Genomic DNA, 23692 nt, shown 5'->3' with positions numbered 1-23692 from the left:
CAACCGTAGGTGCACGGCTCGGCCGGGTCCGGCGGTGGCGCCGGGGTGTCAGGCACCGTTCCCCCACCCGTCGCGCGCCGCCTGGTAGGCCTTGAGGACGTCGTGCAGATGCTGACGGGTCGTGGCCTCCCACCAGCCGCGGCAGACCATCGCGCCGAGCGGTCGGCCGTCGGCCCACGCGGTCGGTGCGTAGGCGCCGTTCACGACGGGCATCCCGTGGTGGCAGAAGAACGGCGCGTCCGTGGGCGGGAGTTCGTCCGCCTCGGGGGCGCCGGGCCGGTACGCGCAGTCCGCGCACGGTTTCCGCATGACGGCGGGCGGGATCGGGGCCGGCCGCACCTCGGCGCGGTCCCACTCGCCCAGGGTGTCGTCGTCGACGGCGCCCCGGCCGCTGCACATCTCGCACGGCAGCCGGTCGTCCCAGAGGCCGGCGCCGTCACAGGACGGGCAGATCCACGCCAGGATGACCACGCCCACGCGGGCCGGGGCGACCTCGGCCTGGGCGCCACCGCCGCAGATGAACGGCTGCAGCGGCGGCCGGTCAGTCATTGTCGATCCTCACCACGCCGTGGCGGTTGGCGAAGAAGTCGGCGGAGACCGCGGCGGCCTGGGCGTCGGCGGTGATCTCGGTGCGGGCCGGGCCGAACTGCGTGATCAGCTGAGTGATGCCCTGGCTGGCGACGTCGATCGGGACGTCCCAGACGAGGGTTACGAAGGTGCCGTCATCCTGCGGGGTGAGGATGGCGACGGTGCCGCACGGGGTGCGGGTCCTGGTCGGGGCGGCCGGGCTCGGCTGCTCGATGGTGGGGGCGCTATCCACGGTCGGCCTCCGTACGGTCGACCGGGACGGCGGCCGCGGCCGAGTCCTCGGGCGGCCACTCGATATCGAACGGGTCGGCGAACAGCTCGCGCTGGCGGTCCCACCAGGCACCGAGGCGACGTCGCGTCGCGATGATCATGATTCTTCCCCCAGCGGTTGCTGTGACAGGATCCCGGCGGCCACGGCGGCGCGGAGCCAGTCCCGCGCCTCCTCGATAAGGGCGTCGGGGTGGTTCTTGCCGAGGGCCAGCCAGCTCATGAAGCTGCCGCCGGTGGTGAGGTGGTAGCGGGCGTAGGCGAGCTGGCGGACGCGCGGGTCGACGTAGTGCACCTGTGCTGCGGCGGTTGTATAGAGGTCGGGTTCGTGGATCATGGTTCTTCTTTCAGCGGGTACGGCGCGGATAGGGGAGCCGGGCCGTGCGGGGACGGCCACGGGCGAAGGTGGCCAGGCCGGGCAGCGTCGCGGCGGGCGGTGCGGGGCGGCAGGCGGGCGAGGTCGCGACGTGGGGCATGTGCAGTTCCTCGTACGACAGCAGCGGCATCGCCTCGTGGCCGGCCAGGGACCGCGAGCGCCAGGCACCGGCCGAGTTCTTCCAGACCGCCGTGTTGCCCTTCGGGTCGGGGGCAGGGTTCACCGCGAGCTCCCGGCCGCGCTCGGTGCGCGTGATCAGGACGAGCTCGCGGCAGTTGAAGGGGCACAGCTCCAGGTCGTGCTCGCTCAGGTTCACCGGTGCCTCCAGTCCTCAGTAGTCGCGGCGGGTCTTGGTCTTCGTGCAGCGCGGGCAGCGGTAGGTGTAGATCCAGTTCCGACGGCTCGCGAGCTCCCACGTGTGAGCGCACAGCAGCCGTTTCATGATCAACACTATGCGGCCCATTGTTCGTATGTCCGTTCGATTTCGAGGTCGAGCAGGTCGAGCTGGCCGAGGATGTGACCGGGGTCGCGGACGCGCGGCATCCGGCCGAGCTGCAGGCGCCGCCCGGTGATCCCGAGCTTGCGGCGGCAGCCGGACCCCAACCGGAACCGCAGCGAGATCGCGTCGCTGATCTGCCTGCGGCACTCCCTGCACCGGGGCCGATGCCGACTCCGTCGACGGGCGGCCCGGCGGATCAGGCGCCGCTCGACGGCAGGGCTCCACAGCGGCAGCACCACTGCGGCGGCGCTCACCCTCGGTTCCCGGCCCGCAGCCGGGCACCGGCCGCGGGGAGCGTGGCCCGAAGCGCCGCGAACTTCCGGGCGGTCGCCTGGGGGTCGGCCGAGCTCGGGGCCGGGGGCGCGGTGATGGTCGTCGACGGCGCCCGCCAGATGGCGACCGCGGCCGCGGTGCGGTTCGGGGCGGGGTCGAGCAGCAGCTTGTCCAGGCGCCAGCGCGCGACCGCGGCCGGGCACTTGCCCTCCTGGACGCCGGCCAGGGTGCGGGCCAGCTGCCCGGTGTCGTAGCCCTGCAGCATGAGGGCCAGCACCCGGGGGGCGAGGTAGAAGGGGAGACCCGAACGGGCCAGCACGCCCAGGGCCAGGTCTCCGTAGCGCGGCGGGTACTGGGTGGCCAGGGTGAGGACCTGGGCGGGGGTCAGCCACAGATCGGCCTGATCCTTCGGTGCCGGTAGTGGCGGTAACTGGGCCAGGGCCCGCAGTTCGGCGACGGTGGCCACCACCGAGGGCTTGTGCTCTTGCTCGGACGTAGCGAAGGGGTTAACCGGTTCTATGTGGCCGTTTCGGGGTGATGTTGCGACCTGCGGCGCGGGCACGTCGGTGCAGGTCGCAACATCCGCGCTTTCCGGCGAGGTGTTGACCCGATCGGCGGCCAGGGCGGCGTCCAGCAGGGTCCACGCCTCGCGCTTGGAGGGCAGTTCGGCCGGGGTCGCGGCCGCGACGATCAGGTGTTGCCACTCGCCCTTACCGATGGGGCGACGGTCCTGCAGCAGTAGCCCGGCCTCGATGAGCTCGGTGTTGGTGCGACGCAGCGCGTCGCGGGTGACCCCGTAGTCCGCGGCTAGCTCGTCGCGGCTGATCCCTGGGCGGGGCGGGCGGGTGAGGTAGCGGAACAACAGACCGAGCGCGGCGGGAGCGAGCTGGACCGCGTCGGTGAGCGAGGTGAACGCATCACGAGCGAAGGACAGGACGAAGGTCCCAGTCATGGCCATCAGGCCTCCAGGACGATACGGGGAGCCAGCGGGGGCTCGGGGACGGCAGGCGGCGAGATGAGGGTCAGGGCGGTGACGATCGCCGCCGCGGCGAGGACCGCGAGCGCCGTGCACAGTGCCCACAGGGGCCACCGGCACGGCACGGCGATCACGGCGGCGGTCGCCGCGCAGACCGTCACGATCCCGCCCGCGAGGGTCAGCAGGGGCAGCGTCACCACGGCCACCACCACCGTCGCTGTGGCTGGGTGGTGATGCGCTCGCGGATCTGGGCCAGGCCGTCAGCGATGGGAAGCCGCTCGACGACCGCCCGGTGCATGATCAGCTTGGCCTCGGTGACCGGGTCAGGGGCGGGCCGATCGGTGCGCGCGGCGAGAAGGGCGCGCCGCGACCACCGGCCCCCCGCCGGCCCGGGGAGGAGGGCCGACGAGAGGAGACGAAAGAAGGTCCTCACCAGATGTCCACGGACCGCATGTCACCGTAGGTCGTCTGCATGGTGTCGCGGGCCCAGTCCAGCAGGCGGGCCCGCTGCCGCGTGGAGAAGGGAAGGCGCGGCATGCGGTGTCGGCCGGTCACTGCTGACCCGGCCGCCCGTGAGGGTCCGGCACCACCGCCTCACCGGCGGGCTGCGCCGGGGTCGGCAGGACGTAGGGCCGCACACCCCGCCGCGGGTCGGTGTCGGCGAGCGCCTCGGCCATGGCCACGGCGCTCGGCGGGACCGGCGCCGCGCTCGCCACCGCCGAGGGCAGCGGGAGCGGCTGGAGTGGCTGGGGGTGGGCCGACTCGAAGGGGCCGCGCACCGGGGCCGGCGCCGGGACGGGCGCGAGGGGCGGGGCGGTGGGCGCCGGAGCCGAGGACTTCAGGGGGTGAGAGGCCGGGCCCAGGGCCGGGGCCGGGTTGGGCTGTGAGGGGTGGGCGTCCTCGGCCAGCTGCCGGTCCAGGGCGTCCCACCGGGTGAGCTGATGCCCTGCGGCGTTGTACAGCGCCAGCAGTTCAGCGCGGGTCTCCAGCCACACGGTGCGCCGGTCGGGGCGGTCTGCGAGGTAGCCGAAGTTGATCGCGGCTCGACGGGCGGCGCCGTCCTGCTGGATCGGGCCGGGGGGCGCCTCACCCAAACGTGCGGTGATGATCTCGTCGATGTGACTCATGAGGTTACTCCCTGAGTGGAGGGGCTGACGGGGCGGGACGGGGCGGCCTTGGCGGCGTGCCAGGCCTGATGGATGGTGCGCTCGTGCTCTGCGGCGGGCTTGGCGACGTGGGCATGGCCCCGCCAGTCGCAGCCAGGGACCCGGCACACGGGACGGATCCGGGCGCCGTTGGTGAGCAGCAGGGCGACGCGGTAGTGGATCTCTCGGCGCTTGCCCTTCTGGGGTGTGGCAGGGGTCTCCGCGATCCGCTCGGGGGTCATCCGTCGCTCCCATTGAGCTCGTGCTGGAGGGTGATCGCGTCCATCTCCACGGCGCGCTCGATCAGGTCGGCCTCAAGCTCGCGGCAGTTCAGGCATCCGCAGCGGGTCCAGTGGCCGTCGATGAACTCGGCCGTGCAGTTGTCGTCCTGCATCAGGCACCGCCCGCGGGCTGTACGGCGGGCAGCGGCGCGCGGAGCCTCGCCGCGGCCTCGGTGGCGACCTCGGCCAGGCGGTCCATCGCCTTCGCTTCGGCCTCCCGATCGGCGTGGATACCGCCGAGCGAGATGTGGACCGGGTTCTGAGTAGCAGAGAGGCTCAAGAAGTACATGCCAGGGAGGTGGCGGGAGTCCTTCAGGCTGATCTCCGCGGCGTCGGGGTAGGCGATCGACACGGTGGTGTGGACGAAGACCCCGGGCTGGGTGGTCTTGTCGGCGGGGGGCTGTACGGTCATCGTTGGGTTGCCCTTTCGGGTATGGACGGTGAGCTCTCCCGGTGTCAGCACACCGGGAGAGTTGTCGTTTCAGGGGTGATGCGCTCGGCGGCCGCCGCGAGGACGGCCGAGCGCTGGGGGTCAAGGTCGGCGCCGACCTGCGCCATGACGCGCAGCGCCTCACCTGCCAGGCGCGCGTCCCCGATGCGCACCGGGACCAGGTCCTCGCCGCTCTCGCCGTGTCGGGGCGTGAGCGTCATGCGGGCCACGTACTGGCGGGGGCGGTCTCCGAGGGTGTCGCCGGGGAGCGGGGTCAGGTCGGACTGCGCGGCGATCTCGTACAGGTAGCCGAGCCGGTCGATCTCGTTGGCCACGACTTCGTGCGGTCCGGTCAGGACCAGGCGGATACGCATCTCAGGCCGAGACGGCGGGCGCGGCCGCGGGCAGCGGCCGCCCCTCGGCGTCGGTGGGGATGATGGTCGGCCCGACCCACTCCGGCGCGTTCTCGGGGAAGTCGAGCGCGTCGGTGAAGCAGGCCCAGGCGGCCCAGGCCTCGTCATGGTCGAGGACGAGGGGCCGGTGGCCGGGCAGTTGCAGAACGACCGTCGTCTCGTCCAGCCGGACGGTGACCTCGCGTCCGGCCGGGGTGGCCAGACGGTAGTAGCGGGCATCAGCCTCGGAGTCGGTCTCGGGCATGCGGTGGTGCTCCTTGTAGATCATCTGGCCGCGGCGCTGTAGCGGCGGCCGGGGCGGGAGACCAACGGGGCGATGTCGCTACGCCCACGGGGCCGGGTCTCCTGCGACGGGGGGGAGGTCTTGGCCTTGGTCGTCTTCTTCGCGGCTGTGCTCGCCAGATAGGCGACGGCACCAGCCAACTGCTCGTCAGTCCACGCGACCTTGCGCCCGTTGCGGGTACACGGCACGAGGTCCTCGCGGGCGAAGCGGTACAGGGTCCAGGCGCTGATGACATCGCCGCCAATTCGTGCGGCGCCCTGCTCGCAGGTGTAGAGGCGGTACGCCGGCACCTCCTCCTCGGCGGGGGCGCTCATGTCGCTAGGAGGTCTTTCACCTGGCAGTCGAGGGCGGTGGCGATCCGGAAGAGGACGTCCGGCCCGGCCGAGCTCTTGCCGCGCTCGATGTTGCTCATGTGGGTGGTGCTGATGTTGGCGGCGCTGGCGAGCTGCTTCTGCTCCATGGCGGCGCTCAAGCGTCGATGGCGGATGGCGGCGGGGTCCTGGTCGATGGGCCGCTTACGCGGAGGGCGTGTCTGCATGCGGAGAGGATCGCAGAGGAATTGGGTTTATTGCAACATCAGCACCACCCACATGAGCAACATCGAGCGCGGCGCTGTAGCGGCGGCCGGGGCGGGAGACCAACGGGGCGATGTCGCTACGCCCACGGGGCCGGGTCTCCTGCGACGGGGGGGAGGTCTTGGCCTTGGTCGTCTTCTTCGCGGCTGTGCTCGCCAGATAGGCGACGGCACCAGCCAACTGCTCGTCAGTCCACGCGACCTTGCGCCCGTTGCGGGTACACGGCACGAGGTCCTCGCGGGCGAAGCGGTACAGGGTCCAGGCGCTGATGACATCGCCGCCAATTCGTGCGGCGCCCTGCTCGCAGGTGTAGAGGCGGTACGCCGGCACCTCCTCCTCGGCGGGGGCGCTCATGTCGCTAGGAGGTCTTTCACCTGGCAGTCGAGGGCGGTGGCGATCCGGAAGAGGACGTCCGGCCCGGCCGAGCTCTTGCCGCGCTCGATGTTGCTCATGTGGGTGGTGCTGATGTTGGCGGCGCTGGCGAGCTGCTTCTGCTCCATGGCGGCGCTCAAGCGTCGATGGCGGATGGCGGCGGGGTCCTGGTCGATGGGCCGCTTACGCGGAGGGCGTGTCTGCATGCGGAGAGGATCGCAGAGGAATTGGGTTTATTGCAACATCAAAACTTGCATTTCTCTAAGATGATCATGGATTGGTTGATATCTAGAAGGGAGCGCCAGGAACATCTCTGTAATCCGCTGCAATCCGTTGCAATCCTCCGAGAGACCGGGCAGGGCCATGGCGAGGGACCCGTTGGCATCCAGCTCTGACGTGCCAGAACCCACCCCTGAAGGAGCGCTGATACGTCGGGTCAGAGAGAGTCTGCGCCCACGCCTGCCGGTGGCCGAGGCGGCCAAGCGGGCCGGGATCAGCGCCGAGACGTGGGGAAATGTCGAGCGGGGTTATCGCAAACCTCGGAAGGGCGCCCCGCCGGTGCGAGTGCTGGCGACTGCGTCCACCTTGGCTCACATGGCCTACGCCGTCGGTCTCACTCCGATCGATCTTGAACAGGTGGGGCGCGATGATGCGGCCGTCATCCTGGCCGAGATCCGCGGTGCTGAGCTCGACGTGGAGTCGACCAAGATCGATCGTGGGCGTGTGTGGTTCACGGTGCCGCCAGATCTGCCAGACGAGGATCGGGAAGCGATCCGGCGATGGGCCGAGGAGTGGGCCGAACGGCTTGACCGTACGCGCCAGGAGGGTGGCGACTCGGCCAGATAATCCTATCTATAAGGTAAGAATCGCCTTACCTTTTGTGACTGATGTGACTGATGTTTCGCTACGGAAGCATTTCGTAATGTAACGGATTGCGTATATCTGGTTTGTCCGATCATCCTTATTCCCTTTATGTCACTTATGTCCCACCAGGAACATTCGTATTGACGGGGATGATGTATGGACAACTTGGACAGCGTGGTCCAGTTTCATGCTCTTGATCCAGCCGAGTTTCCCACCCGCAGCGCGCGACCCATCGTCATCGGCAACGAGAGGGGCGGCACTGACTGGCTCGTCTCGACCGATGACATCGACCCCCGCCTGATCGCCCCCCTCTCGGCCGTGGGCAGCGCGGGCGCAGCCCTGTGCCCGCTCGTCACGGGCACTCCGCGGCGGGAGCCATGGGGCGAACTCCGGGTGGAGCCGAAAGACATCGGGATCAATGAGATGAATAGATGGGAGGTCAGCGAGAACGGCCTGTACTTTCCTGTCCCGCGTGACCTCATTCGCGCAGAGCTGGCCGCGGCGATGAGTGCCATAGGCACCGATCAGCTGCGCTATTTCGACCCACCCCGATGACAAGAGGAGATGGATCTTGCCCTACGTCGAAGAACGCCCCGGGAAACGGGGCAGCTCATGGCGCGTCCGCTGGAAGTTGGCCAATGGCCAATGGAGCGGCGGCGTAACCGCCAACGAGCACACCGGTGAGAAGTTCACCAGCGAGGACGAGGCGTACGAGTACGGGCTCGTCCAAGAGACGATGATCCGGCTGAATCTCCGCATAGACAAGGAGCGGCCGCCGACGGTGGGCGAGTGGTCGAGGACCTGGTACGCGGGCCTCGCTCTGGAGCCGAGCACGATGAAGACGTACCGGAGCCTGTTGGAGAATCACATTCTGCCCCGGTGGGAAACCCACAGGCTGGACGAGGTTCTCGCCGAGGAGATGGACCCGTGGGAGCGCGGCATGGTCCGGGCGGGATACGCGTCGCGCACCGCACAGGACGCACGTCGATTGCTGAACAACATGCTGGGTGACGCGATACCACGGTACCTGTCCGTCAATCCGGCTGCGCGCAAGCGCGGCAAAGGGCGCAAGGGTACCCGCCGGGTCGAGGCCTACCAGCGGGCGGCGAAGGTCTGGCCGTCGCCACTGGAGGTGCTTCTCGTCGCCGAGCGGGCCGAGCTCGTCGGCGGCGACGAGGACCTGGCGCTCATGCTCATCACGAAGGCGTGGACGGGCCTGCGGTGGGGTGAGGTCCTGGCGCTCAGCCCCGAGCAGCTGCTGGGCGGCGGGATGCTCGACATCAACCGCAAGATCTACGAACTCAGCGGGTTCTACCTCGGGTGGCCGAAGGATGGGAGCCTGAGGGAGATCGACGTGCCCCTGTTCTTGGACGAGGCGCTGCAAGAGCTGGCGGGCCGGGCGCGCATGTGCACCTGCACTACACGGGACGAGGAGCTGCCGCCCGTCGACGGGGCCGAGCTCGTGGAGTGGTGTCCGGGAGGGAAGTACCTGTTCCTGACGGGGGAGCGAGGGCACTACCAGCGGGGCCATTTCAGTACCCGGGTCATGCGGCCCGCGGCCGATGGCGTCTACCCCGGCCGTATGGACCGGGGGAAGGCGCGGCCGGCGCGGCCGGTGCTGGCCGACGTCGCGGTCTACGGGCCGGCACCGGAGCGCGGCCGCGCCCAGGTCCTCGAAGGCGAGTACGCGTGGCCGGGCCGTCCGGTGCACTGGCCGTGGCCGTACGCCGTGGTGGGGGAGCCGTTCGACCCGCCGCGCGGGCGGGGCCGGCCGAACTGGTCGGCCTGGCCGGAGAGCGAGCGGGCTCACCTGGTGAGCTGGTTGCCGATCCGGCCGGGCCTCACCCCGCACGGTCTGCGCCACGGGCACCAGACGTGGATGGACGACACAGGAATTAAGAAGACCTTGAAAGTCGAGCGGATGGGCCACGAGGACACCTCGATGTCGGGCCGGTACGGGCATCCGACCGAGGGCATGCGCGAGCAGCTGCGCGAGGTGCTGCAAGCGATGTGGGAGAACGCGATCGCTGAGCGGTTCCGGCTCTGGCCGACATCGCAGGTGCCGATCTTGGATCGGGAGCTCGCGGCCTGGCGGGAGGGGAGGGCCAACAAGGTCATCTCCCGGATATCTCCCAGGAACAGCAGAAGGGCCCGATCCGCTTAGCGGATCAGGCCCTCTACCTCGGGATTCGACGTCGGGGTGACAGGATTTGAACCTGCGGCCTCTTCGTCCCGAACGAGGTAAGCGCAAGATCTTGACCAGGGCGATCATGGATTGCCCTGGTCAAGGCGTTGGTGGAGCGAGGTGCGCGGGGGTGGAGCGAGGTGGAGGTGGGTGGAGATAGCGATCATCTCTCCCAGAAATCTCCCAAGCTCTCGGCGGCACGTTAGTCGGCCGCCGGCGGCGGGACGTCGATCACATATTCGAACGTGTACGCATCGCCGGGAACGATGCTGACCAACACCTCAACCGACCGCCCTCGCGCGTCATAGGCGACCCGCACAGTTCGCGCGATCGGCACCCCACTGGGCAGTTGCAGCTCGGATGCCTCCACCGGAGTCGGCATGCGGATGGACAGCCGTTCCACAAACCGCGCGATCCGACCGGCCAAGGCATCCTCGAACATACCCAGTACGCCACCCTTGATCCGGCGCGACTCGGCGGCCGCCGTCCCGCCGAAAATCGCGGTCGGGTAGTAGGCGCTACCCAGCTGCATCGGACTCCCGCCGATGAGGACCCGGCGCCGGCGAACGATGACAGCGTCACCGGCCGCCAGGCCGAGCAACTCGGCGACATCTCGCGGCGCTGGTTCCTCGCCGACGCTCAGAAGGCGCTGCTCTACCTCGTGTCCCTGCTCGGTGAACTCGGCACTGAGAGGAGAGATTCCACCGTCGCGACGCGATCTCCACTGGCTACCGGTCGAGATCATCAGGAGTGCCGGCCGGGACCGGACGTAGGACCCGCTGCCCTGAGCACTCGCGATGTAGCCCTCGCCCCGCAAGAGAGCGATCGCCTTGCGCACCGTCGTGCGCGTAGTTGCATACCGGACCGCGAGCTCGTTCTCTGAAGGGAGACGGGCACCCGGCGCCAGCCGTCCGTCAAGAATCTCCTCTCGGAGATCATCGGCGATGCGCCGGAACGGATGGAGCGCGGCCATGGATGAATCCTCTTCCTGCTGTCAATTTCCCGAGTATGACCACCCGGACCAGCGAGTCACCCCGATGCAAATCACCGGTCCCTCTGGAACATGATCCTGGTACTGGGAGTACTTTTCGGCGAGTGCCTCGACAGCCGCGGTCCTCTCGGCGCCGGTCTCCACGATCGTCGCCTCGCCATCGGCGCGGACCCACCACAGTTGGGTCCAATCGTCGTCGTAGTGATCCGCGAGGACGCATACCCGGGGATTCTCTCGGATGTTCCGCAGGCGCCGAAGGTTCATGGTCGTTTTTGGTTTGTGGTCGATAGCGATCATCAGCCGATCGCCTTGTATGGCGAACGTAACCGGGACTACGTGTGGCATTCCGTCGCCGCCTACCGTGGCCAGCCGTGCGATGCGCTCGTCTGTCATCTTTTGCCGAGCTTCGTCGTCTCTCACCCGTCCAGGGTATTCCCGCAACAGGCTTGCATATCCAACTTGGGCACACGTACAGTCATCATGCATATCCAAGTCGCGACCTAGGTTGGTCCGCTTCGACGCACTGTCCGACCTCTCGCATTCACCAAGAGGACTCAATGCTCACACCCGGATATGACCCAACTCCATCCCCGCCAACGGTCGATGAGTCTCCACCGATCACCGATGATGAGTGGCTCACGATCCTTCGGGACCGGTTCAAGGACTGGTCCATCTGGCGCAGCGACGTCGGGCATTGGTACGGCACCCTCGCGGGACAGACCAAGAACGCCGCGGACCCTCGGATGCTGGCGGCCGCGATGGATCAGGAAGAGCAGCGCCGCCCGGGATGAAGTGATGCACGCCGGGAGCGGGCAGCTCGCTACCCAGTAGACCCCCGCGGGTGAGTGCGCGCAGGTGCTCACCCGCGGGCGTGGTCCCGCCCCTATTGAGGGGTGGCAGCCGTCCCCTGCCCGGGGCGGCGATGGGCGGGACCACCTCAAACGTCCGGCAGGCAGCAGAGCCCCCTCTCTGCCTGCCGGACCCCGGCCCCGTGCGCTGAAGGGCAGCGCGCGGGGGCCCGGAAACGCAAAGATCCCGCCAGCGCTGGAACGCCGGCAGGATCACCGCCGATCCCCACATCCCCTGGAGACCGAACAGCATGCCCGAGGGTACGAGCGAGGAACACCCCGTGCCACCGATACGCACCACTTCGCGCCTGGACCCGCTGACGCTCGGCGCGGCCGGCATCGTCGGCGCATCCACCGTCATCCTGTCCTTCACCGCGCTCGCCGGCCTCGGCGCGCTCGCCGGCTGGACGAAGACGATCGGCCTGTTCGGCGCCGAGCTCGCCCAGGCGTGGCTGCTGCCGGTGTGCGTCGACGTCTACGGCGCGGCCGCTACCCGGATCACCGTTGATCAGCGCTACTCCGACGAGACCCGCCGTCATGCGCTCGTGCACGCGGCGGCCGCGCTCGTCGTCAGCATCGCGGGCAACGCGACGTTCCATCTCTTGGAGGCCGAGGTGCTGCACCTCGGCGGCGGTCTGTGGATCCTGGTGGTCTCCATCAGCGTCGTGCCGCCGGTCGCGCTCGGCGCCCTGGCCCACCTGATCGCGATGTGCGCCCGCGACATCGCCGTACCCGCCGAGGTACGCGCGCCCGGGACCGTACCCGGGGCTGTACCCGCCGAGGTACGGCAGGTGTCGGCCGTTCCTGCCGAGGCTGCGTCGGTGGCCGCCGACCTGTGGCCGGGATTGCTCGAGAATCTGGAGTTGCCGGATGATGACCCGGACCCGTACCCGCCGCGCGGCGGTGGTGTACCCGCCGCGGCGCCGGCCGTACCTGGGCGGGTGCGGCCTCGGCCGACGGCCGTGCCCGAGGGGTTCGCGCCCGTTCCGGATCGTTTCGCCTCCGTTCCGGCCGCGACGAACGCGCAGGCCAGCGGCGTACCCGAGGACGTACCCGAGCCGCGCGAACTGTACTTACGCGCGCTACAGACCTACGTGCCAGACGGTGAGCTCACCGGCCTGCCGCCCGTGCGCCAGGTCAAGCGCGAACTCAAGTGCGGCCAGGATCGTGCCCAAGAGGTACGGGACTACCTGGCCGGGTACGCCGCACTCCGCACGGGGTGAGGCATGAGCAATCCCGGGGCTGTTGCAGCCGCCTCACCGAGCAAGCCGTACCTCACGCCGTACTCGGCGGAGGTCATCGATCTGCCGCTCGTCTTCGAGCGGGTGGCCGGCGTTCCCTGGCTGACCTACACCGACGCGCTCCCCCAGGATCGGATGTTCGGCGTGTTGTGGGCTCGATGCGGTATCGGTCGCGGTGGCAAGATCCTGTGGCCCATGGTTCACACGCTGCGTCAGCGCAGGTGCATGCTCAAGCGTCTGTGTCGGGTCTGCGGCCAGAGTGCAGCCGATCCCGGCGAGCCTGACCGTACCTGGTGGATCATCCCCTCCCCGCCGCCTGGCGGTCTCCCGGCCACCTGGCCCGCGACCAGCCCACCCACGTGTAAGGCGTGCATCGCTGTGGCGCTGGGCGCCTGCCCGCATCTGCGCCACGGATCGCCGGTCGTTTGCACGGTCGGGGCCTACGGTCCGGTCGGAGTGCTGGGCAACCTGTACGGCGAGGACAACGGCCGGGCAGTGGAGACCCAGCACCAGATCGGCATCGGCCTGGATGAGCCTCACCTGTTTCGCCGGGCGCTGGCCACCCAGCTCATCGTCCAGCTGAACGATCTACGGCCGGCCGACGTGCTGGTCTCATGAGCTGGCGCGGCGGCACACCACACCCTTTCCCGTGCCGTCGCGCCGTCCACCCTCCTGCGGGTGCGACAGGGCGGCCGAGGCCGCGCACGCGAAAGAGCGCCCACCCCTCCGCGCGGAGGGGTGGGCGCTCTCGTTGCGGCCCTTGAGGTGTCGGCGGGCCGGGCCAGCTCCCGCCTGTTATGGGTAGTCCGTGGGCGGCCGTTACCGGTCCGGCCGCCTGGGGCGGCGCCTGCAGGACGCTGCGGTCTCGTGAGTCGACCTGACCGACCGTTGTTCGACGGGCGGCCGCGAGATGATCTCAGCCTATATGCGGTCCCAGTCCGGGCCGGCGTGTCCGCCGGGATGGTAGCCCGACGTTCCCCCGTCGGTTCGCAGCCACGACGGCAGCAGCGCCTGCACGGACGGCAGCGCCATCACCCGGGCGAAGCCGCCGGCGACCGCGAGGGATCCCGCGACCCAGGGAAGTGCCTCGGGGATCCCCGACGCATCCACGATCATCGGCAGTGCTACGGCGACACCGACCGCAGTCTGCAGGCCCGTGCGCAGGGCCCGTTTGGTCTCGACCTTCATGTGTAGCCTCCGGGGAGGTAGGGCCGCCGGGGTGGTGGCCACGGATAGGGGATCAGGCGCCGGCGTCGAGCGTCAGCTGGTGGGCGGGCATGGACGGGGAGCCGACGACGCCCGCGGCGTGCAGCCGTTTCCAGATGAGTGCCTCGCCCTTGGGTGTGACGTAGGTGGTCGAGCGCTCCCGCGGGGGTTCGCCGACCAGGGTGACCTTGAGGTCGAAGTGGCCCGAGGCGACGAAGCGGGCCAACGGCTCGTTGCGGCGGCCGCCGTAGCGGATCAGCAGTCCCTCGGCGTAGAGGAACTCCCGTAGCTTGCGCTCTTGCAGCCCGAACCGTTTGGCGACGCTGCCCACGAGGGCCAGGCCGTCGGCGTCGAGCATCCGCGCGGCCCGGGCCGCTTCCGGCTCCAGTTCGGCCACCTTCGCCTGCACGGCTTCCAACTCGCGCGCCTGGTGCGCCGCCAGTTCGAGGGCCTCGGCGAAGGAGGCCGGGATCGAGTAGGCCGGCCCGGTGGAGTAGGAGCCGATACGGCGGATCGCGGGCAGCACCTCATGGGTGATCCAGCGGCGGAACGGCTTGACCTTCGGCGAGCGGCTGATGAGCATCAGCGCGTACAGCCCCGCCTCGTTCACCAAACTCATCTGCTGGTGACCGCCAGGGGTGTCCATGACCATGGACGCCCTCTCGTCGTCATCGAGCTGGGCGACGGCATCGCGGTACTTGCTGACGCCGATCACGTCACACGCGTCCTTGGTGACGAACCACGGCTCGTCGTTGATGAGGACGGTGCGGACTTGCTGGCCGGTCTGGGGGAACGCGAACTGCTGTGCAGCGTTACTGTGGGGCATGTCAACTCTCCTTGGAGGGGTTGTCCGTGCCCTGGGCCGTGTCGTCGGCGCCAGGGCTCTTACATGCGAAAAGCCCCGATCAGGTGATCGAGGCTTGGGAGAATGCAGGACGGGCCGAGGTAGTGTCAGGCTCCGTTGAGCGCGGCTACCGGTAGGCGGGCCCGATCACGTGATGGGGGCGATCCAGGCTGCCCGCCAGGTGGCCTTGTCGACGGTGCCGGTGGCGGGCAGGCCCTTCTCGATCTGGAACTTGCGGGCGGTGCTGGCGTCGGCCGCGTCGAAGACGCCGTCGACCTTGATGTTCCAGCCGCGGGCCCTCATCTGGCGCTGCCACACCCGGACCGGGTCCCCGGTGTTTCCGCGCTTGAGGGTGGCCGTGAAGGTGGGCACCACGATCTCGTCGTCACCATCGCCGCCGCCCACCCGCTCCTTGATCATCGGCAGGAAGACGTCCCACGGGAAGTGCGGGCCCGGGTCGCTGTGGTCACTGCGCTTGTAGACGGCGCTGATCGTCGCGTGGTCGGTGATGCCCTTCAGCCCGGCCTTGACCTGGGCGCGGGTGAGGTGCCGCACGGGGATCTTGTGCAGCCGCGACCAGGTCGCGAAGACGCCGGCGCCGAGCTCCAGCATGGGCCGCGAGTACGCGTCCAGCCACTGGGCGCGGGTCTGCCGGGCTCGGCCGGCGAACTCGGCGTGCAAGCCGTCAGCGTTGGCGCCCGGCGCCGCGAACGCCGTGTCGGCATCCTTCACGGACCTGACGATGCTGTCGGTGTCGATGTTCACGTGAGCCGAGGCCGGCCGGGTCATGGTCGCGAACATCTTGGCGCAGTCCTCGGCGGCCGTCACCGTCTCGGGCCATTCCATGTCGTGCACCACCAGCAGCCGGATCGGCGCGATGCGGCCGCGGTGGAAGTGCCGGGCCTGCATCATTCTCATGATGATTCCTCCAGGGGGTCAGGGGTCAGCGGGTGAGGCCGAAAATCAGGGTGATGAGCACGCCGGCGGCGGTGACCATGAGGCCCACGGTCGCGATGATCTGTCGGGTGCGCTCGGCAAGCTGCGGTCGGGTGACCGCGTCGCGCTCGATGGCGTCGGCGCGCTTTTCCAGTGCGTCGTCTCGCGCCTCGGCGGCCGCGCGGTCGGCGTCCATTCGCTTGGCGAGCTCGTCGACGCGGCGCTCCGAGTGGTCGGCGCGCTGCACGAGCAGGGCAAGGGAGCCCTTGATCTCAGCGATGCCCACCGCGGTGATCTCGCTGAGCTTGGCCAGGGCCAGGGCGAGATCCCCGGGCGGCGGTTCCTGCGGCATGAGCCCCCCGATCGGTTTATGAGTGGCCGGATGTGGCCAGCCAGGCCGGTCAACCGGCGATGTGCGTCATACGTCACACACGCATCCCCAGCACATCAGGAGACGTCGTGACCTACCCCCCGAACGGACAGCCGCCTTACGGACAGCAGCCCCAGCCCTACGGGTACGGGCCCGTGCAGACCATGCAGGTCAAAGAGCGCGGTTTCAACCCGGTCACGTTCGGCGTCCACGCCTGCCTGTGGTTCTTCGTTCACTGGTGGCTGGCGTTCCTCACGCTCGGCCTGTGGCTGATCGTCGCCATCCCGATCACTTTCATCGGGTGGAAGGTCACGAAGGTCGTCCCGGTTCAGCATCTGCCTGGAGTCAGCCCGTACCCGCCGCACGGGTGGTAGGTCGACCCGGCTTCCGGCCGGCACTGACGGCACGTCAGGACCACGGTGACCCGGCACCGTTGAGCGGGTGCCGGGTCACCGTGACACCTCAGACCGAATCCGCGCGCAGGTACGAGCGGTACTTCACACGGGTAGAGGTGGCGTTGCTGACGTTCTGCGCCCACTCCAGACCGAAGTCGCCGCCCGCGTTACCCGTGCGCAGGGAGCCACGGATGTAGATGGGCGATCGAGTGCTGGTGCCGAGGGTGCCGAAGGAGACCGTGTCGCCATCACCGGCGTACCAGTTGAGAGAGACCCTGCGCAGCTGGTCATCGCTCGCAGCCCCCAGCGTCGGCCCGAACGCGAAGCCGTCGAATTCCGAGTCGAACGGCATATCGAAGCCGAGCTTGATGTCACCGCCGGTGTGGCCGTCGACCCCGAGCACGAACACCACCTCGTACAGCGCCAGCGCGTCAGCGGTGAACTTGAGATGGTTGTCGGCCTGCAGCACGGTACTGCTGCTGACACTCTCGTCGGCAGTCTTGATCACGAAGGTCATGTTGCTCACCTATCTGAGAGAAGGATCGGTTTCTGGTGCGCGGCAAGGGCGGCGGCCGGGGCGGTGGCCGCGGCCGGTGCGGGCACCACAGGTCACAGCGGCCCATACACCGCCCCCGTCGTCGCGCTGCGGTAGTACAGCCGCCCGGCCTTGGCGTAGAAGATCACTCCGCTGGCGGGCGCCGGCGGATCGGTCGGCAGGTCCGGCAGGATCAGCCCCCGGGAGGCTTGCGCGTACGGCGCCCGGGACTGGCCGGCGGTCAGTGCGGCCGTCCGCGCCGCTCGCAGGTCGCGGACGTCGTCGGTGAAGTCGCGGGGGTAGTTCGGGGTTCCCATCGTCTACGCCTCCTCGAAGATCAGCTCGGCGCGGGTCTCGCCGTCATCGCTGGTCGGTGGTTTGATGTCCATGCCGACGATCCGCCAGGCCTTGCTGAAGGTCGGGGCGCCGTCGTCGCCGAGCGGGAACCAGTCGTTGACCAACGTGAAGTTCGCGGTGTCGCCCAGGTAGTTGGGGTTGATGCTGAAGTCCGCATCGAAGTGCACGACGATCCGCGGGATGGACACCGAACCGGATCGGGTGTCGCGCAGCTGCTCGGCGTGGGCGTTGAGGGTGGACTGCAGCCGGACCGAGCTGTAGTCCTCGGTGCGGTCCAGCAGCGGCCATCCGGCCGCCAGCTTGGCGGCGTCTTCGTAGACGGCGGACATGAGCGGCTCAGACTGCGTACCGAGGTCGTCTTGGATGGTGTCGCCGCGGGTCTGCCACGCGGTGGCGGCCTGGGTGGCGTCGGTGGGGTAGGACCAGGATTTGATCTTCCCGGGCTGGGTGATGTCGCGGGTGACGCCGGGTGAGCCGAGCCGGGTGGCCCACACCCACTCGCGGACCCGCTGGCCGGTGTGCGGGTCGATGTAGGTGCGGATCATGTACTCGAAGCCGCCGAGCACGTTGGCGAGCTGCTCCAGGCGCTCGCCGTAGGTGGCCGACTCCGAGGCCTTGTAGCTGCGATCGTGCGGGGTGCCGCTCAGGCCGCCCATGAGGGCCAGGCCCATGTCGCCTTCTGGCCGGGTGGCCATGTGGGTAAGCAGGGCGCGGGCGATGTCGACCTGGTCGACGCCGCTGTAGGTGAGGTCAGAGCGGATCTTCCGGCGGTAGGGGTAGGACTCCAGGCTGGAGCCCTGCAGCTGCAAGGTGATGTTGCCCTGGTCGTCCATGACCGGTTCGGCGTACCAGATGAGATAGCTGCCCCAGATGTCGATGTCGCGCATCACGTGGATGACGGTCCGGCCGGGAACGACCTTCCGGGCCTTGTCCCCCTCGGCCGAGTTCGTGATCGGATACGCGGCCCGGAAGGCGCCCGGCACGATGATCCGCCGCTGGCACGTGTCGACCGTGAGGTCCATCTCCGTCAGCGTCAGGTCGGTCAGGAAGTCCGCGACGACGCAGTGCTGCACCGCCACTAGCTGATCTTTTCCAGGCGCATGAAGCTGTTGGCGTGCACGGTGGTGGTGCCGGCGTCGGAGGTTCTCTGCGCCCACCGGTAGGTGAGCGCGCCGCTGGTGCCTCCCACGTTGACGATGCCGGTGATTCGTATCGAAAAGATCGGCGAGGGGGTGCCCTGACCAGCAACGATGCTGGTCGAGACGTCGAAGTTCGTGAACACTTCGCTGGCGAAGCCGGGGCCGGCGCTGCCGTTGGCGTTGCGTGACGTCCAGGAGCCGGTCGCTCCCGCGGGGACGATGAACCCCTGCCGAAACGACGGTGTCGCCCCGGACGCGACCAGCACCATCATGTCCAGCAGGTAGGAGGCGTTGGCGGCGAGGTTCACCGACAGGTGCGGATCAGCCGTCAGCGCCGCGGTGTTCGACCGGTCGGTTTGGACGGTCTTCCTGGCGACCAGCACGCCGGAGGAGGACGCCCCGCCGATGACCCGCCACGCGCCGGCCCACCACTGCTCGACATCACCGGTGTCCAACCGGGTGACCTCCAGGCCCGGCACGTTGGGCAGGGCGCCCCGCTCGGTGCTGCTGTTGACCGGGATCCGCAGCGGCGTGGCCGCCCACTGCCGCCGATCCACCCGGGCCGTCCCGAAAGTGATCGCGGCGGCGCCGATCGGGACGACCACCTCCCACAGCAGCAGCGACGACGAGGGAACGGGACTGGCGGCGCCCGTGGTGGTGTTGCCCTTGACGATCACCACCTGGGCGTCGGTGAATCCGGAGGCGTCGTAGGTGGTATCGCGCACCTGCAGCACGACGCGGTCAGTGCGCGCGACAGCAGCCTCACCCGCGGCGAAGGTGAGCGTCTCGGCGGCGTCGACCACCACGACGACCTGACCCTGCAACGCGTTGGACGTGCCGTCCACCACGGCCACGAACGGCGAGACCGTCGCCTGCAGCGCGCTCACGCCCACCAGGTCCGCAGCGCCCGGGTAGTAGTACAGACCGGCGCGGCGTTCCAGCACCGAGGCGCCCGGGCCCATGAACGCGCCCAGGGTCAGCCGGTGGTCTTGCACGCTGGTGGCGCCGGAGGCCAGGGCCAAGGTACGAATCGTCAAGACGTCTCCTCGATGAGCAAGGGGAAAAGGGGAAGGGCCGCGGGCCCGGGGGTCACATCGAGGCGGACTTCCACCGCACCGTGACCTGGGCACCCTCGCCGAACGCCTCGGCGAGCAGGGACAGATCGTTAGGGCCCGGGGCCAGTTCGAAGTACTCCACCGGGACGCCGAGGTTGGAGCGGGTATCGAGCCGGTCGGTGGTGCCGTTGAGCAGCGCGGTGCCGCGGTCGGTGTCGACGATCAGCGTCTGCCCGGCCGGCAGATCGATGTCGAAGATCAGGGCCCAGCCGAGCGTGCCGTTGACCAGCCGAGGCACCGTGAGCGGCCCGGTGAAGGTCACCAGGGGGTTGGTCTCGGCGTTGCCGGTGTTGATGCACGTGGCGGTGTTCGGGACCGGGGCCGTGCCGTACACCAGCGGGTAGGCCAGGGGGTAGACCAGGCCGCCGGACCCGCCGGTCGGGGCGCCGATCGTCACCGACTGCTCGGCGGGCTCATACAGGCGGGGGTCTGCGCAATACCACTGCACCGTCGCCTGTGGCACATACCCCATGCTGTAGGGCTGATCGACCGGGACGATGCGGCCGGCGAACTTCGCAGCGGCCACCAGCGTCTCGCCGTCGCAGCAGATGGCCAGCGACCCCTGCGCCGCGCTGCGCACGATCGGTGTCGCCGCGCGCAGAGCGCGGATCGCCGGCCCCATCCCAGCGCCGTCGGCGACGATCTCCAGAGTCGCGGTGACGGTCCGGGCCTGGCCACGCATGCCACCCGGCCAGGACCCATGCCGCGTCGAGCGGGGAGCGGCCCCGTTGGTCAGGCCTGGGCTGTCGATCCACCCATCCAGCTGCACCAGCTCGTAGACGGTGCCGGCCCCGAGCAAGAACCCGTTCCAGTCGAGCTGGTAGTCGCTCAGATCGGCCATCAGTACCCCCTCGCGATGGACAGCAGATACAGCTGCTCGGCGATGTCCCGGGGGGTGTGGCCGGGGGCGGCGTAGAAGTTCTCGATCGTGAGGCCGCCGCCCCGCACGAGAGCCTCCCGCTGCCCAGCCAGGTGCAGGCTCCTGGGGGCGGGCGGGGCCATAGGGATGACCGGCACCAGCGGCTCGACCCGCGCCCCTACCGATGCCAGGTCCGCCATGTGCCGCGCCGCGGACTCCACCAGTCCCGATGCCTGCTGGATACCGAGCGCCATGCCGGCGGGCAGTTCACGGCCGAGCGAGGCGAACACCTTGCTTGGCGAGGCGATGCCGAGGGCGTCCTTGACCCACTGCGGCATGATCCCGGCGAAGAAGTTGTAGATCGAGTCCTTGAACCACTGCCACATGCCGACCATGCCGTTCCATAACCCCACCAGCAGGTCGCGGCCGACACCAGCGAGCAGCCCGCCGAGGCTGCCGATCGCCGACAGGATCCGCCCGGGCAAGCCACCGACCCAGTCGACCAGCTCGCCGAACTTGCGGATGGCCCAGTCCTTGGCCTCACCGATCCAGCCGCCGATCTTGCCGGGTAGCTCGCCGAACCAGTTGATGGTCTTCTTGATGCCGTCGACGGCCGTCCCGATGGCCTTCTTGATCCACTCCCAGGCGGCCGGGACCTTGTCGACCAGCCAGGCCAGGGTCGGCGTGATCGCACTGATGATCTTGGTGGCGAGGTCGACGATCCACTTGATCAGCTGCCCGATGACCGGGATCACGGCCTGCAGGACGGTGGAGACCAGTTCGACCAGCCACTGGATGACCGGCATCAGGGCGATGATCAGATCCGCGAGGACCTGGATGATCGGCATGACGGCCTGCAGTAGCCCGCCGAGCGCCTCAATGATCATCACCACGACCGGCACCAGCGCGGTGATCAGCTGGGTGACGACGGGCAGCACCGCGGCGATCAGTGGGGCGAACGCGGCCAGCAGCTCCGCGACGATGCCGACGATCGGGGTGATCGCCGGCAGCAGGGAGACGAAGGCCTCCAGCAGGACGATCAGCGACGGGGCCAGGGCCCGCAGCGCCTGCAGCAGCGCGGCGCCGACCTGCTCGGCCACGTCCGCGATGATGGGCAGCAGCGGGGCCAGGGCCTCGATCAGCATGCCGAGGGCCTGGACCAGGATTTCCCCGACCTGTCCGGCGACCTGGACCAGCAGCTCCAGCAGCGGGGTGAAGATCGGCAGCAGGCCGGCGATCATCTCCGCGATCTGCACGATGAACGGGGCCAGTAGCTGCACGGCCTGGACCAGGACCTCGCCGAGGACCTGGGCCAGCTGGCCCAGCGGTTCCAGCAGCGGCAGCATCGCCGTGACCAGGGTGGCGAAGACCTGCAGCAGGGTGCCGCCGAGGGTGGTGACCAGCTGGCGGATGATCGGGATCAGCGGGGTGATCGCGGGCATCAGCGCGCCGATGAGCTGCTGGACCAGTTGAGCGAAGACCGGCAGCAGCGGCAGGATCGTCTGGCCCAGCTGGGTCAGGGCCTCGATCAGGGCGCCGCCGAGGGCGGTCACCAGCTCGCCGAGCACCGGCATCAGGGAGGTCAGGACGGGCAGCAGCGCCTGACCCCACTGGGCGATGACCTCGGCCACGATCGGCAGCAGCGGCGCGATCGCCGGAACCAAGGCGTTGATGAACGCCGCGGCGAGGTCGACCAGCAGCGGCACGATCGGCGCCAGCGCCTGCAGCGCGCCGGCGAATGAGGTGACCAGCAGCTGCAGCGAGGGCAGCACCGCCTGGACGCCGGCGGCCAGGGCCGAGGCGATCAGCGCGACCAGCTCGCCGACGACGGGCAGCAGCGGGGCCAGCGCGCTCAGCACGCCGGCGATCGCCGCGGCGACCGGGCCGAACGCTGGGGCCAGGGCACTGATGCCCTGTGTGAGGGCGGCCACGACGGTACCGACCGCGGGCACCAGCGCGGCCAGGGCCGGGCCGAGCGCGGCCAGCAGCGGCCCGATCGCGCCGATCGCCTGGCCGAGCACGGTACCGAGCGGGGCCAGGGCCGGGGCGACCGCGGCGACCGCGGCGCCCAGGCCCTGGATCATGGCGGTGAGGCCGGGGCCGATCGCGGCCAGCGCCGGGACGATCCCGTTGATCGCGGTGGTCAGGATCGGGCCGATCGCGGTGGCCAGGGTGGCCACGATCGGGGCCAGGGCGCCGAGGCCGGTCGCGGCCGCGCCGAGGACCGGCAGGAACGAGGAGGCGATATCGTGCAGCGCCTGGAAGACGGTGACGAGCGTCTGCTGGCCCTCGGCCGAGTCGACGAACGCATGCACACCGTCGACCAACTGGCCGAGCACGCCGAGCGCGCCGGTGCCGGCGGCCTGCATGGCGCGAAAGAGGCCGGCGACGATGCCGCCGAGGTCGCCGAGGATGGCGCCGAGCTGTCTGAACGCGACCGCCGCGCCGTCCATCCACGCCAGCGCCTGACCGGATGCTGCCGCGTGGGATAGGAACAGCCCGAACCGTTCGGCGGCGCCCGCCAGCCCTGGCACCAGGTTGGACACCCACTCAGCGCCGACCACGCCGAGATCACGAAAGCCCGCCAGCAGCGGGGCCAGCGCGGGCACGAAGGCCGCTACGGCATCTCGCGTCGACTGGAACACCGACTCGATGGCCCACAGCGACTCGGCGGACCGGGCGAACTTCACGAGCTCCAGCGCGCCGGCCCCGAACTCGGCGGCCACGCCGACCATGCCGTCCTTCACCGCGTTGATGACGGGCAGCAGGCTCCACATCTGGCCGACCAGCGGACCGAAGAGCGCATCCTGGGTGGCGTCCTTGATCCCGTTGAACGCGGGTGCCATCTGGAACAGCTCATAGGCCACCTGGCCAGCGGCCTCGCTGAGATCCTTGGTGCCTTCAAGGAAGGTCTCGTAGTCACCGCTCAGCGCGGCGCCGAAGGCCTCGCCGACCCCGGACAGCGCAATCTTGAGCGTGCTGACCGCTGCGGCGCCGAGCAGCGCCGCACCGGGGAGGGCGGCCAGCGCACCGGCGGCCGGGGCCAGCGCGGCACCGAGCGAGACGACCGAGGACGCGGCCGAGGCCGCACCGGCGGCCATCGCCGAGAACTTCGCCGCGGTCCCGACGACGTTCGCGCCGACCGTGGCAAGCTTCGTGCCGAATCCGCCGATGGCACCGCCGGCACCGTCGAACGCCGAGCGCAGACCGCCCGCGACCCGGCCGACATTGTCGAGCCTTCGCCCCATCCGCTCGCCGGCGTCACCGACCTTGTCGAAGGTCTTGGATGCGAAGTCGCGGGCGAAGATGTCGAACGACATCGTGGCCAT

The 23692-nt window shown here is 69.5% G+C and carries 37 protein-coding genes; 6 read left to right on the top strand and 31 right to left on the bottom strand.

Translation table 11 applies throughout. From position 1 onward, the window contains the following. Positions 1-48: 48 nt before the first annotated feature. The 19 genes from ACQP0P_RS48200 to ACQP0P_RS48110 form a co-directional block, all read right to left on the bottom strand. Positions 49-549, bottom strand: coding sequence for a hypothetical protein (locus tag ACQP0P_RS48200; RefSeq protein ID WP_433382761.1), 501 nt, complete (start codon positions 547-549; stop codon positions 49-51). After that, positions 542-820 carry a hypothetical protein gene (locus ACQP0P_RS48195; RefSeq protein ID WP_433382758.1) on the bottom strand — a complete coding sequence of 93 codons (279 nt, stop codon included), beginning with the start codon at positions 818-820 and terminating at the stop codon, positions 542-544. Before ACQP0P_RS48195 ends, ACQP0P_RS48200 begins: the two co-directional genes overlap by 8 nt. Further along, positions 813-959, bottom strand: a complete 147-nt coding sequence (locus tag ACQP0P_RS48190; RefSeq protein WP_433382755.1) for a hypothetical protein — start codon at positions 957-959, stop codon at positions 813-815. The genes ACQP0P_RS48195 and ACQP0P_RS48190 overlap by 8 nt, the downstream gene beginning before the upstream one ends. Then, positions 956-1192, bottom strand: a complete 237-nt coding sequence (locus tag ACQP0P_RS48185; protein ID WP_433382752.1) for a hypothetical protein — start codon at positions 1190-1192, stop codon at positions 956-958. The genes ACQP0P_RS48190 and ACQP0P_RS48185 overlap by 4 nt, the downstream gene beginning before the upstream one ends. 10 nt (positions 1193-1202) lie before the next feature. Beyond that, complete coding sequence (locus ACQP0P_RS48180) at positions 1203-1547, bottom strand: hypothetical protein (protein ID WP_433382750.1); 345 nt, start codon at positions 1545-1547, stop codon at positions 1203-1205. A 134-nt stretch (positions 1548-1681) separates the two neighbouring features. Next, entirely contained in the window at positions 1682-1984 is a 303-nt protein-coding gene (locus tag ACQP0P_RS48175; protein WP_433382747.1) for a hypothetical protein, read from the bottom strand. Then, positions 1981-2961 (bottom strand): hypothetical protein, encoded by a 981-nt coding sequence (locus tag ACQP0P_RS48170; RefSeq protein ID WP_433382745.1) that lies wholly within the window; start codon positions 2959-2961, stop codon positions 1981-1983. Before ACQP0P_RS48170 ends, ACQP0P_RS48175 begins: the two co-directional genes overlap by 4 nt. After that, positions 2961-3179: a hypothetical protein gene (locus tag ACQP0P_RS48165; protein ID WP_433382742.1), complete on the bottom strand. Its 219-nt coding sequence runs from the start codon at positions 3177-3179 to the stop codon at positions 2961-2963. Before ACQP0P_RS48165 ends, ACQP0P_RS48170 begins: the two co-directional genes overlap by 1 nt. Next, positions 3173-3412, bottom strand: coding sequence for a hypothetical protein (locus ACQP0P_RS48160; protein WP_433382740.1), 240 nt, complete (start codon positions 3410-3412; stop codon positions 3173-3175). The genes ACQP0P_RS48165 and ACQP0P_RS48160 overlap by 7 nt, the downstream gene beginning before the upstream one ends. Before the next feature lie 118 nt (positions 3413-3530). Next, entirely contained in the window at positions 3531-4106 is a 576-nt protein-coding gene (locus tag ACQP0P_RS48155) for a hypothetical protein (RefSeq protein WP_433382737.1), read from the bottom strand. After that, a complete protein-coding gene (locus ACQP0P_RS48150; protein WP_433382734.1) occupies positions 4103-4366 on the bottom strand; it encodes a hypothetical protein in 264 nt (87 codons plus the stop codon). Before ACQP0P_RS48150 ends, ACQP0P_RS48155 begins: the two co-directional genes overlap by 4 nt. Further along, positions 4363-4518, bottom strand: coding sequence for a hypothetical protein (locus ACQP0P_RS48145; RefSeq protein WP_433382731.1), 156 nt, complete (start codon positions 4516-4518; stop codon positions 4363-4365). The genes ACQP0P_RS48150 and ACQP0P_RS48145 overlap by 4 nt, the downstream gene beginning before the upstream one ends. Then, positions 4518-4817: a hypothetical protein gene (locus tag ACQP0P_RS48140; RefSeq protein WP_433382728.1), complete on the bottom strand. Its 300-nt coding sequence runs from the start codon at positions 4815-4817 to the stop codon at positions 4518-4520. Before ACQP0P_RS48140 ends, ACQP0P_RS48145 begins: the two co-directional genes overlap by 1 nt. Before the next feature lie 44 nt (positions 4818-4861). Then, positions 4862-5209: a hypothetical protein gene (locus tag ACQP0P_RS48135; RefSeq protein WP_433382725.1), complete on the bottom strand. Its 348-nt coding sequence runs from the start codon at positions 5207-5209 to the stop codon at positions 4862-4864. A gap of 1 nt (position 5210) precedes the next feature. Then, positions 5211-5492: a hypothetical protein gene (locus ACQP0P_RS48130; protein ID WP_433382722.1), complete on the bottom strand. Its 282-nt coding sequence runs from the start codon at positions 5490-5492 to the stop codon at positions 5211-5213. A gap of 20 nt (positions 5493-5512) precedes the next feature. Continuing rightward, positions 5513-5845, bottom strand: coding sequence for a hypothetical protein (locus ACQP0P_RS48125; protein ID WP_433382719.1), 333 nt, complete (start codon positions 5843-5845; stop codon positions 5513-5515). Then, complete coding sequence (locus ACQP0P_RS48120; protein ID WP_433382863.1) at positions 5842-6069, bottom strand: helix-turn-helix domain-containing protein; 228 nt, start codon at positions 6067-6069, stop codon at positions 5842-5844. The genes ACQP0P_RS48125 and ACQP0P_RS48120 overlap by 4 nt, the downstream gene beginning before the upstream one ends. After that, complete coding sequence (locus ACQP0P_RS48115; protein ID WP_433382866.1) at positions 6047-6460, bottom strand: hypothetical protein; 414 nt, start codon at positions 6458-6460, stop codon at positions 6047-6049. Before ACQP0P_RS48115 ends, ACQP0P_RS48120 begins: the two co-directional genes overlap by 23 nt. Next, complete coding sequence (locus tag ACQP0P_RS48110) at positions 6457-6684, bottom strand: helix-turn-helix domain-containing protein (protein WP_433382863.1); 228 nt, start codon at positions 6682-6684, stop codon at positions 6457-6459. Before ACQP0P_RS48110 ends, ACQP0P_RS48115 begins: the two co-directional genes overlap by 4 nt. A gap of 388 nt (positions 6685-7072) precedes the next feature. Here ACQP0P_RS48110 and ACQP0P_RS48105 point away from each other — a divergent pair, with 388 nt between their 5' ends. From ACQP0P_RS48105 to ACQP0P_RS48095, 3 genes are all read left to right on the top strand, one after another. Continuing rightward, positions 7073-7324 (top strand): hypothetical protein, encoded by a 252-nt coding sequence (locus tag ACQP0P_RS48105; protein ID WP_433382860.1) that lies wholly within the window; start codon positions 7073-7075, stop codon positions 7322-7324. Positions 7325-7498: 174 nt separating this feature from the next. Then, positions 7499-7897 carry a hypothetical protein gene (locus ACQP0P_RS48100; RefSeq protein WP_433382857.1) on the top strand — a complete coding sequence of 133 codons (399 nt, stop codon included), beginning with the start codon at positions 7499-7501 and terminating at the stop codon, positions 7895-7897. Positions 7898-7913: 16 nt separating this feature from the next. Continuing rightward, on the top strand, positions 7914-9506 hold the full coding sequence (locus ACQP0P_RS48095) for a hypothetical protein (protein WP_433382854.1): 1593 nt from the start codon (positions 7914-7916) through the stop codon (positions 9504-9506). 223 nt (positions 9507-9729) lie between these two features. Here ACQP0P_RS48095 and ACQP0P_RS48090 read toward each other — a convergent pair whose 3' ends face one another. After that, a complete protein-coding gene (locus ACQP0P_RS48090; protein WP_433382851.1) occupies positions 9730-10500 on the bottom strand; it encodes a GntR family transcriptional regulator in 771 nt (256 codons plus the stop codon). Between the two features lie 21 nt (positions 10501-10521). Continuing rightward, complete coding sequence (locus tag ACQP0P_RS48085) at positions 10522-10911, bottom strand: TIGR03668 family PPOX class F420-dependent oxidoreductase (protein ID WP_433382869.1); 390 nt, start codon at positions 10909-10911, stop codon at positions 10522-10524. Between the two features lie 736 nt (positions 10912-11647). On the opposite strand from ACQP0P_RS48085, the gene ACQP0P_RS48080 reads away from it, so the two are divergent. Next, complete coding sequence (locus ACQP0P_RS48080) at positions 11648-12589, top strand: hypothetical protein (RefSeq protein WP_433382848.1); 942 nt, start codon at positions 11648-11650, stop codon at positions 12587-12589. Between the two features lie 3 nt (positions 12590-12592). Beyond that, on the top strand, positions 12593-13225 hold the full coding sequence (locus ACQP0P_RS48075) for a hypothetical protein (RefSeq protein WP_433382845.1): 633 nt from the start codon (positions 12593-12595) through the stop codon (positions 13223-13225). Positions 13226-13528: 303 nt separating this feature from the next. Here ACQP0P_RS48075 and ACQP0P_RS48070 read toward each other — a convergent pair whose 3' ends face one another. From ACQP0P_RS48070 to ACQP0P_RS48055, 4 genes are all read right to left on the bottom strand, one after another. Continuing rightward, positions 13529-13795 carry a hypothetical protein gene (locus tag ACQP0P_RS48070; RefSeq protein ID WP_433382842.1) on the bottom strand — a complete coding sequence of 89 codons (267 nt, stop codon included), beginning with the start codon at positions 13793-13795 and terminating at the stop codon, positions 13529-13531. Positions 13796-13847: 52 nt separating this feature from the next. Next, the gene (locus ACQP0P_RS48065) at positions 13848-14639 is read right to left on the bottom strand and encodes a phage antirepressor (protein ID WP_433382839.1); all 792 of its coding nucleotides are present in this window, start codon (positions 14637-14639) and stop codon (positions 13848-13850) included. Between the two features lie 165 nt (positions 14640-14804). After that, positions 14805-15575 (bottom strand): peptidoglycan recognition protein family protein, encoded by a 771-nt coding sequence (locus ACQP0P_RS48060; protein WP_433382836.1) that lies wholly within the window; start codon positions 15573-15575, stop codon positions 14805-14807. Between the two features lie 25 nt (positions 15576-15600). Further along, positions 15601-15945, bottom strand: a complete 345-nt coding sequence (locus tag ACQP0P_RS48055) for a hypothetical protein (protein WP_433382833.1) — start codon at positions 15943-15945, stop codon at positions 15601-15603. A 107-nt stretch (positions 15946-16052) separates the two neighbouring features. Here ACQP0P_RS48055 and ACQP0P_RS48050 point away from each other — a divergent pair, with 107 nt between their 5' ends. Continuing rightward, entirely contained in the window at positions 16053-16337 is a 285-nt protein-coding gene (locus ACQP0P_RS48050; RefSeq protein ID WP_433382830.1) for a hypothetical protein, read from the top strand. 88 nt (positions 16338-16425) lie between these two features. On the opposite strand, the gene ACQP0P_RS48045 is transcribed toward ACQP0P_RS48050, so the two are convergent. From ACQP0P_RS48045 to ACQP0P_RS48020, 6 genes are all read right to left on the bottom strand, one after another. Next, positions 16426-16875 carry a hypothetical protein gene (locus ACQP0P_RS48045; protein WP_433382873.1) on the bottom strand — a complete coding sequence of 150 codons (450 nt, stop codon included), beginning with the start codon at positions 16873-16875 and terminating at the stop codon, positions 16426-16428. Between the two features lie 92 nt (positions 16876-16967). Further along, the gene (locus ACQP0P_RS48040) at positions 16968-17210 is read right to left on the bottom strand and encodes a hypothetical protein (protein ID WP_433382827.1); all 243 of its coding nucleotides are present in this window, start codon (positions 17208-17210) and stop codon (positions 16968-16970) included. Between the two features lie 3 nt (positions 17211-17213). Beyond that, the gene (locus tag ACQP0P_RS48035; RefSeq protein ID WP_433382824.1) at positions 17214-18329 is read right to left on the bottom strand and encodes a hypothetical protein; all 1116 of its coding nucleotides are present in this window, start codon (positions 18327-18329) and stop codon (positions 17214-17216) included. Next, positions 18329-19426, bottom strand: a complete 1098-nt coding sequence (locus ACQP0P_RS48030) for a hypothetical protein (protein ID WP_433382821.1) — start codon at positions 19424-19426, stop codon at positions 18329-18331. The genes ACQP0P_RS48035 and ACQP0P_RS48030 overlap by 1 nt, the downstream gene beginning before the upstream one ends. 52 nt (positions 19427-19478) lie before the next feature. After that, the gene (locus ACQP0P_RS48025) at positions 19479-20345 is read right to left on the bottom strand and encodes a phage distal tail protein (RefSeq protein WP_433382818.1); all 867 of its coding nucleotides are present in this window, start codon (positions 20343-20345) and stop codon (positions 19479-19481) included. After that, positions 20345-23692, bottom strand: a complete 3348-nt coding sequence (locus ACQP0P_RS48020) for a phage tail protein (protein ID WP_433382815.1) — start codon at positions 23690-23692, stop codon at positions 20345-20347. Before ACQP0P_RS48020 ends, ACQP0P_RS48025 begins: the two co-directional genes overlap by 1 nt.

It is taken from the genome of Streptosporangium sp. CA-115845 (assembly GCF_050943795.1).
Classification (GTDB): Bacteria; Actinomycetota; Actinomycetes; order Streptosporangiales; family Streptosporangiaceae; genus Streptosporangium.
This window is presented reverse-complemented; position numbering and strand designations above follow the sequence as displayed.

What these genes read in the sequence shown, in the direction of transcription:
- ACQP0P_RS48060 (WP_433382836.1), bottom strand. Translation starts at nt 15,575, where the DNA reads ATGAGAATGATGCAGGCCCGGCACTTCCACCGCGGCCGCATCGCGCCG.
- ACQP0P_RS48120 (WP_433382863.1), bottom strand. Translation starts at nt 6,069, where the DNA reads ATGCAGACACGCCCTCCGCGTAAGCGGCCCATCGACCAGGACCCCGCC.
- ACQP0P_RS48045 (WP_433382873.1), bottom strand. Translation starts at nt 16,875, where the DNA reads ATGACCTTCGTGATCAAGACTGCCGACGAGAGTGTCAGCAGCAGTACC.
- ACQP0P_RS48055 (WP_433382833.1), bottom strand. Translation starts at nt 15,945, where the DNA reads ATGCCGCAGGAACCGCCGCCCGGGGATCTCGCCCTGGCCCTGGCCAAG.
- ACQP0P_RS48140 (WP_433382728.1), bottom strand. Translation starts at nt 4,817, where the DNA reads ATGACCGTACAGCCCCCCGCCGACAAGACCACCCAGCCCGGGGTCTTC.
- ACQP0P_RS48185 (WP_433382752.1), bottom strand. Translation starts at nt 1,192, where the DNA reads ATGATCCACGAACCCGACCTCTATACAACCGCCGCAGCACAGGTGCAC.
- ACQP0P_RS48110 (WP_433382863.1), bottom strand. Translation starts at nt 6,684, where the DNA reads ATGCAGACACGCCCTCCGCGTAAGCGGCCCATCGACCAGGACCCCGCC.
- ACQP0P_RS48075 (WP_433382845.1), top strand. Translation starts at nt 12,593, where the DNA reads ATGAGCAATCCCGGGGCTGTTGCAGCCGCCTCACCGAGCAAGCCGTAC.
- ACQP0P_RS48155 (WP_433382737.1), bottom strand. Translation starts at nt 4,106, where the DNA reads ATGAGTCACATCGACGAGATCATCACCGCACGTTTGGGTGAGGCGCCC.
- ACQP0P_RS48090 (WP_433382851.1), bottom strand. Translation starts at nt 10,500, where the DNA reads ATGGCCGCGCTCCATCCGTTCCGGCGCATCGCCGATGATCTCCGAGAG.
- ACQP0P_RS48170 (WP_433382745.1), bottom strand. Translation starts at nt 2,961, where the DNA reads ATGGCCATGACTGGGACCTTCGTCCTGTCCTTCGCTCGTGATGCGTTC.
- ACQP0P_RS48135 (WP_433382725.1), bottom strand. Translation starts at nt 5,209, where the DNA reads ATGCGTATCCGCCTGGTCCTGACCGGACCGCACGAAGTCGTGGCCAAC.
- ACQP0P_RS48065 (WP_433382839.1), bottom strand. Translation starts at nt 14,639, where the DNA reads ATGCCCCACAGTAACGCTGCACAGCAGTTCGCGTTCCCCCAGACCGGC.
- ACQP0P_RS48190 (WP_433382755.1), bottom strand. Translation starts at nt 959, where the DNA reads ATGATCATCGCGACGCGACGTCGCCTCGGTGCCTGGTGGGACCGCCAG.
- ACQP0P_RS48020 (WP_433382815.1), bottom strand. Translation starts at nt 23,692, where the DNA reads ATGGCCACGATGTCGTTCGACATCTTCGCCCGCGACTTCGCATCCAAG.
- ACQP0P_RS48115 (WP_433382866.1), bottom strand. Translation starts at nt 6,460, where the DNA reads ATGAGCGCCCCCGCCGAGGAGGAGGTGCCGGCGTACCGCCTCTACACC.
- ACQP0P_RS48105 (WP_433382860.1), top strand. Translation starts at nt 7,073, where the DNA reads ATGGCCTACGCCGTCGGTCTCACTCCGATCGATCTTGAACAGGTGGGG.
- ACQP0P_RS48085 (WP_433382869.1), bottom strand. Translation starts at nt 10,911, where the DNA reads ATGACAGACGAGCGCATCGCACGGCTGGCCACGGTAGGCGGCGACGGA.
- ACQP0P_RS48125 (WP_433382719.1), bottom strand. Translation starts at nt 5,845, where the DNA reads ATGAGCGCCCCCGCCGAGGAGGAGGTGCCGGCGTACCGCCTCTACACC.
- ACQP0P_RS48200 (WP_433382761.1), bottom strand. Translation starts at nt 549, where the DNA reads ATGACTGACCGGCCGCCGCTGCAGCCGTTCATCTGCGGCGGTGGCGCC.
- ACQP0P_RS48150 (WP_433382734.1), bottom strand. Translation starts at nt 4,366, where the DNA reads ATGACCCCCGAGCGGATCGCGGAGACCCCTGCCACACCCCAGAAGGGC.
- ACQP0P_RS48100 (WP_433382857.1), top strand. Translation starts at nt 7,499, where the DNA reads ATGGACAACTTGGACAGCGTGGTCCAGTTTCATGCTCTTGATCCAGCC.
- ACQP0P_RS48025 (WP_433382818.1), bottom strand. Translation starts at nt 20,345, where the DNA reads ATGGCCGATCTGAGCGACTACCAGCTCGACTGGAACGGGTTCTTGCTC.
- ACQP0P_RS48130 (WP_433382722.1), bottom strand. Translation starts at nt 5,492, where the DNA reads ATGCCCGAGACCGACTCCGAGGCTGATGCCCGCTACTACCGTCTGGCC.
- ACQP0P_RS48145 (WP_433382731.1), bottom strand. Translation starts at nt 4,518, where the DNA reads ATGCAGGACGACAACTGCACGGCCGAGTTCATCGACGGCCACTGGACC.
- ACQP0P_RS48070 (WP_433382842.1), bottom strand. Translation starts at nt 13,795, where the DNA reads ATGAAGGTCGAGACCAAACGGGCCCTGCGCACGGGCCTGCAGACTGCG.
- ACQP0P_RS48040 (WP_433382827.1), bottom strand. Translation starts at nt 17,210, where the DNA reads ATGGGAACCCCGAACTACCCCCGCGACTTCACCGACGACGTCCGCGAC.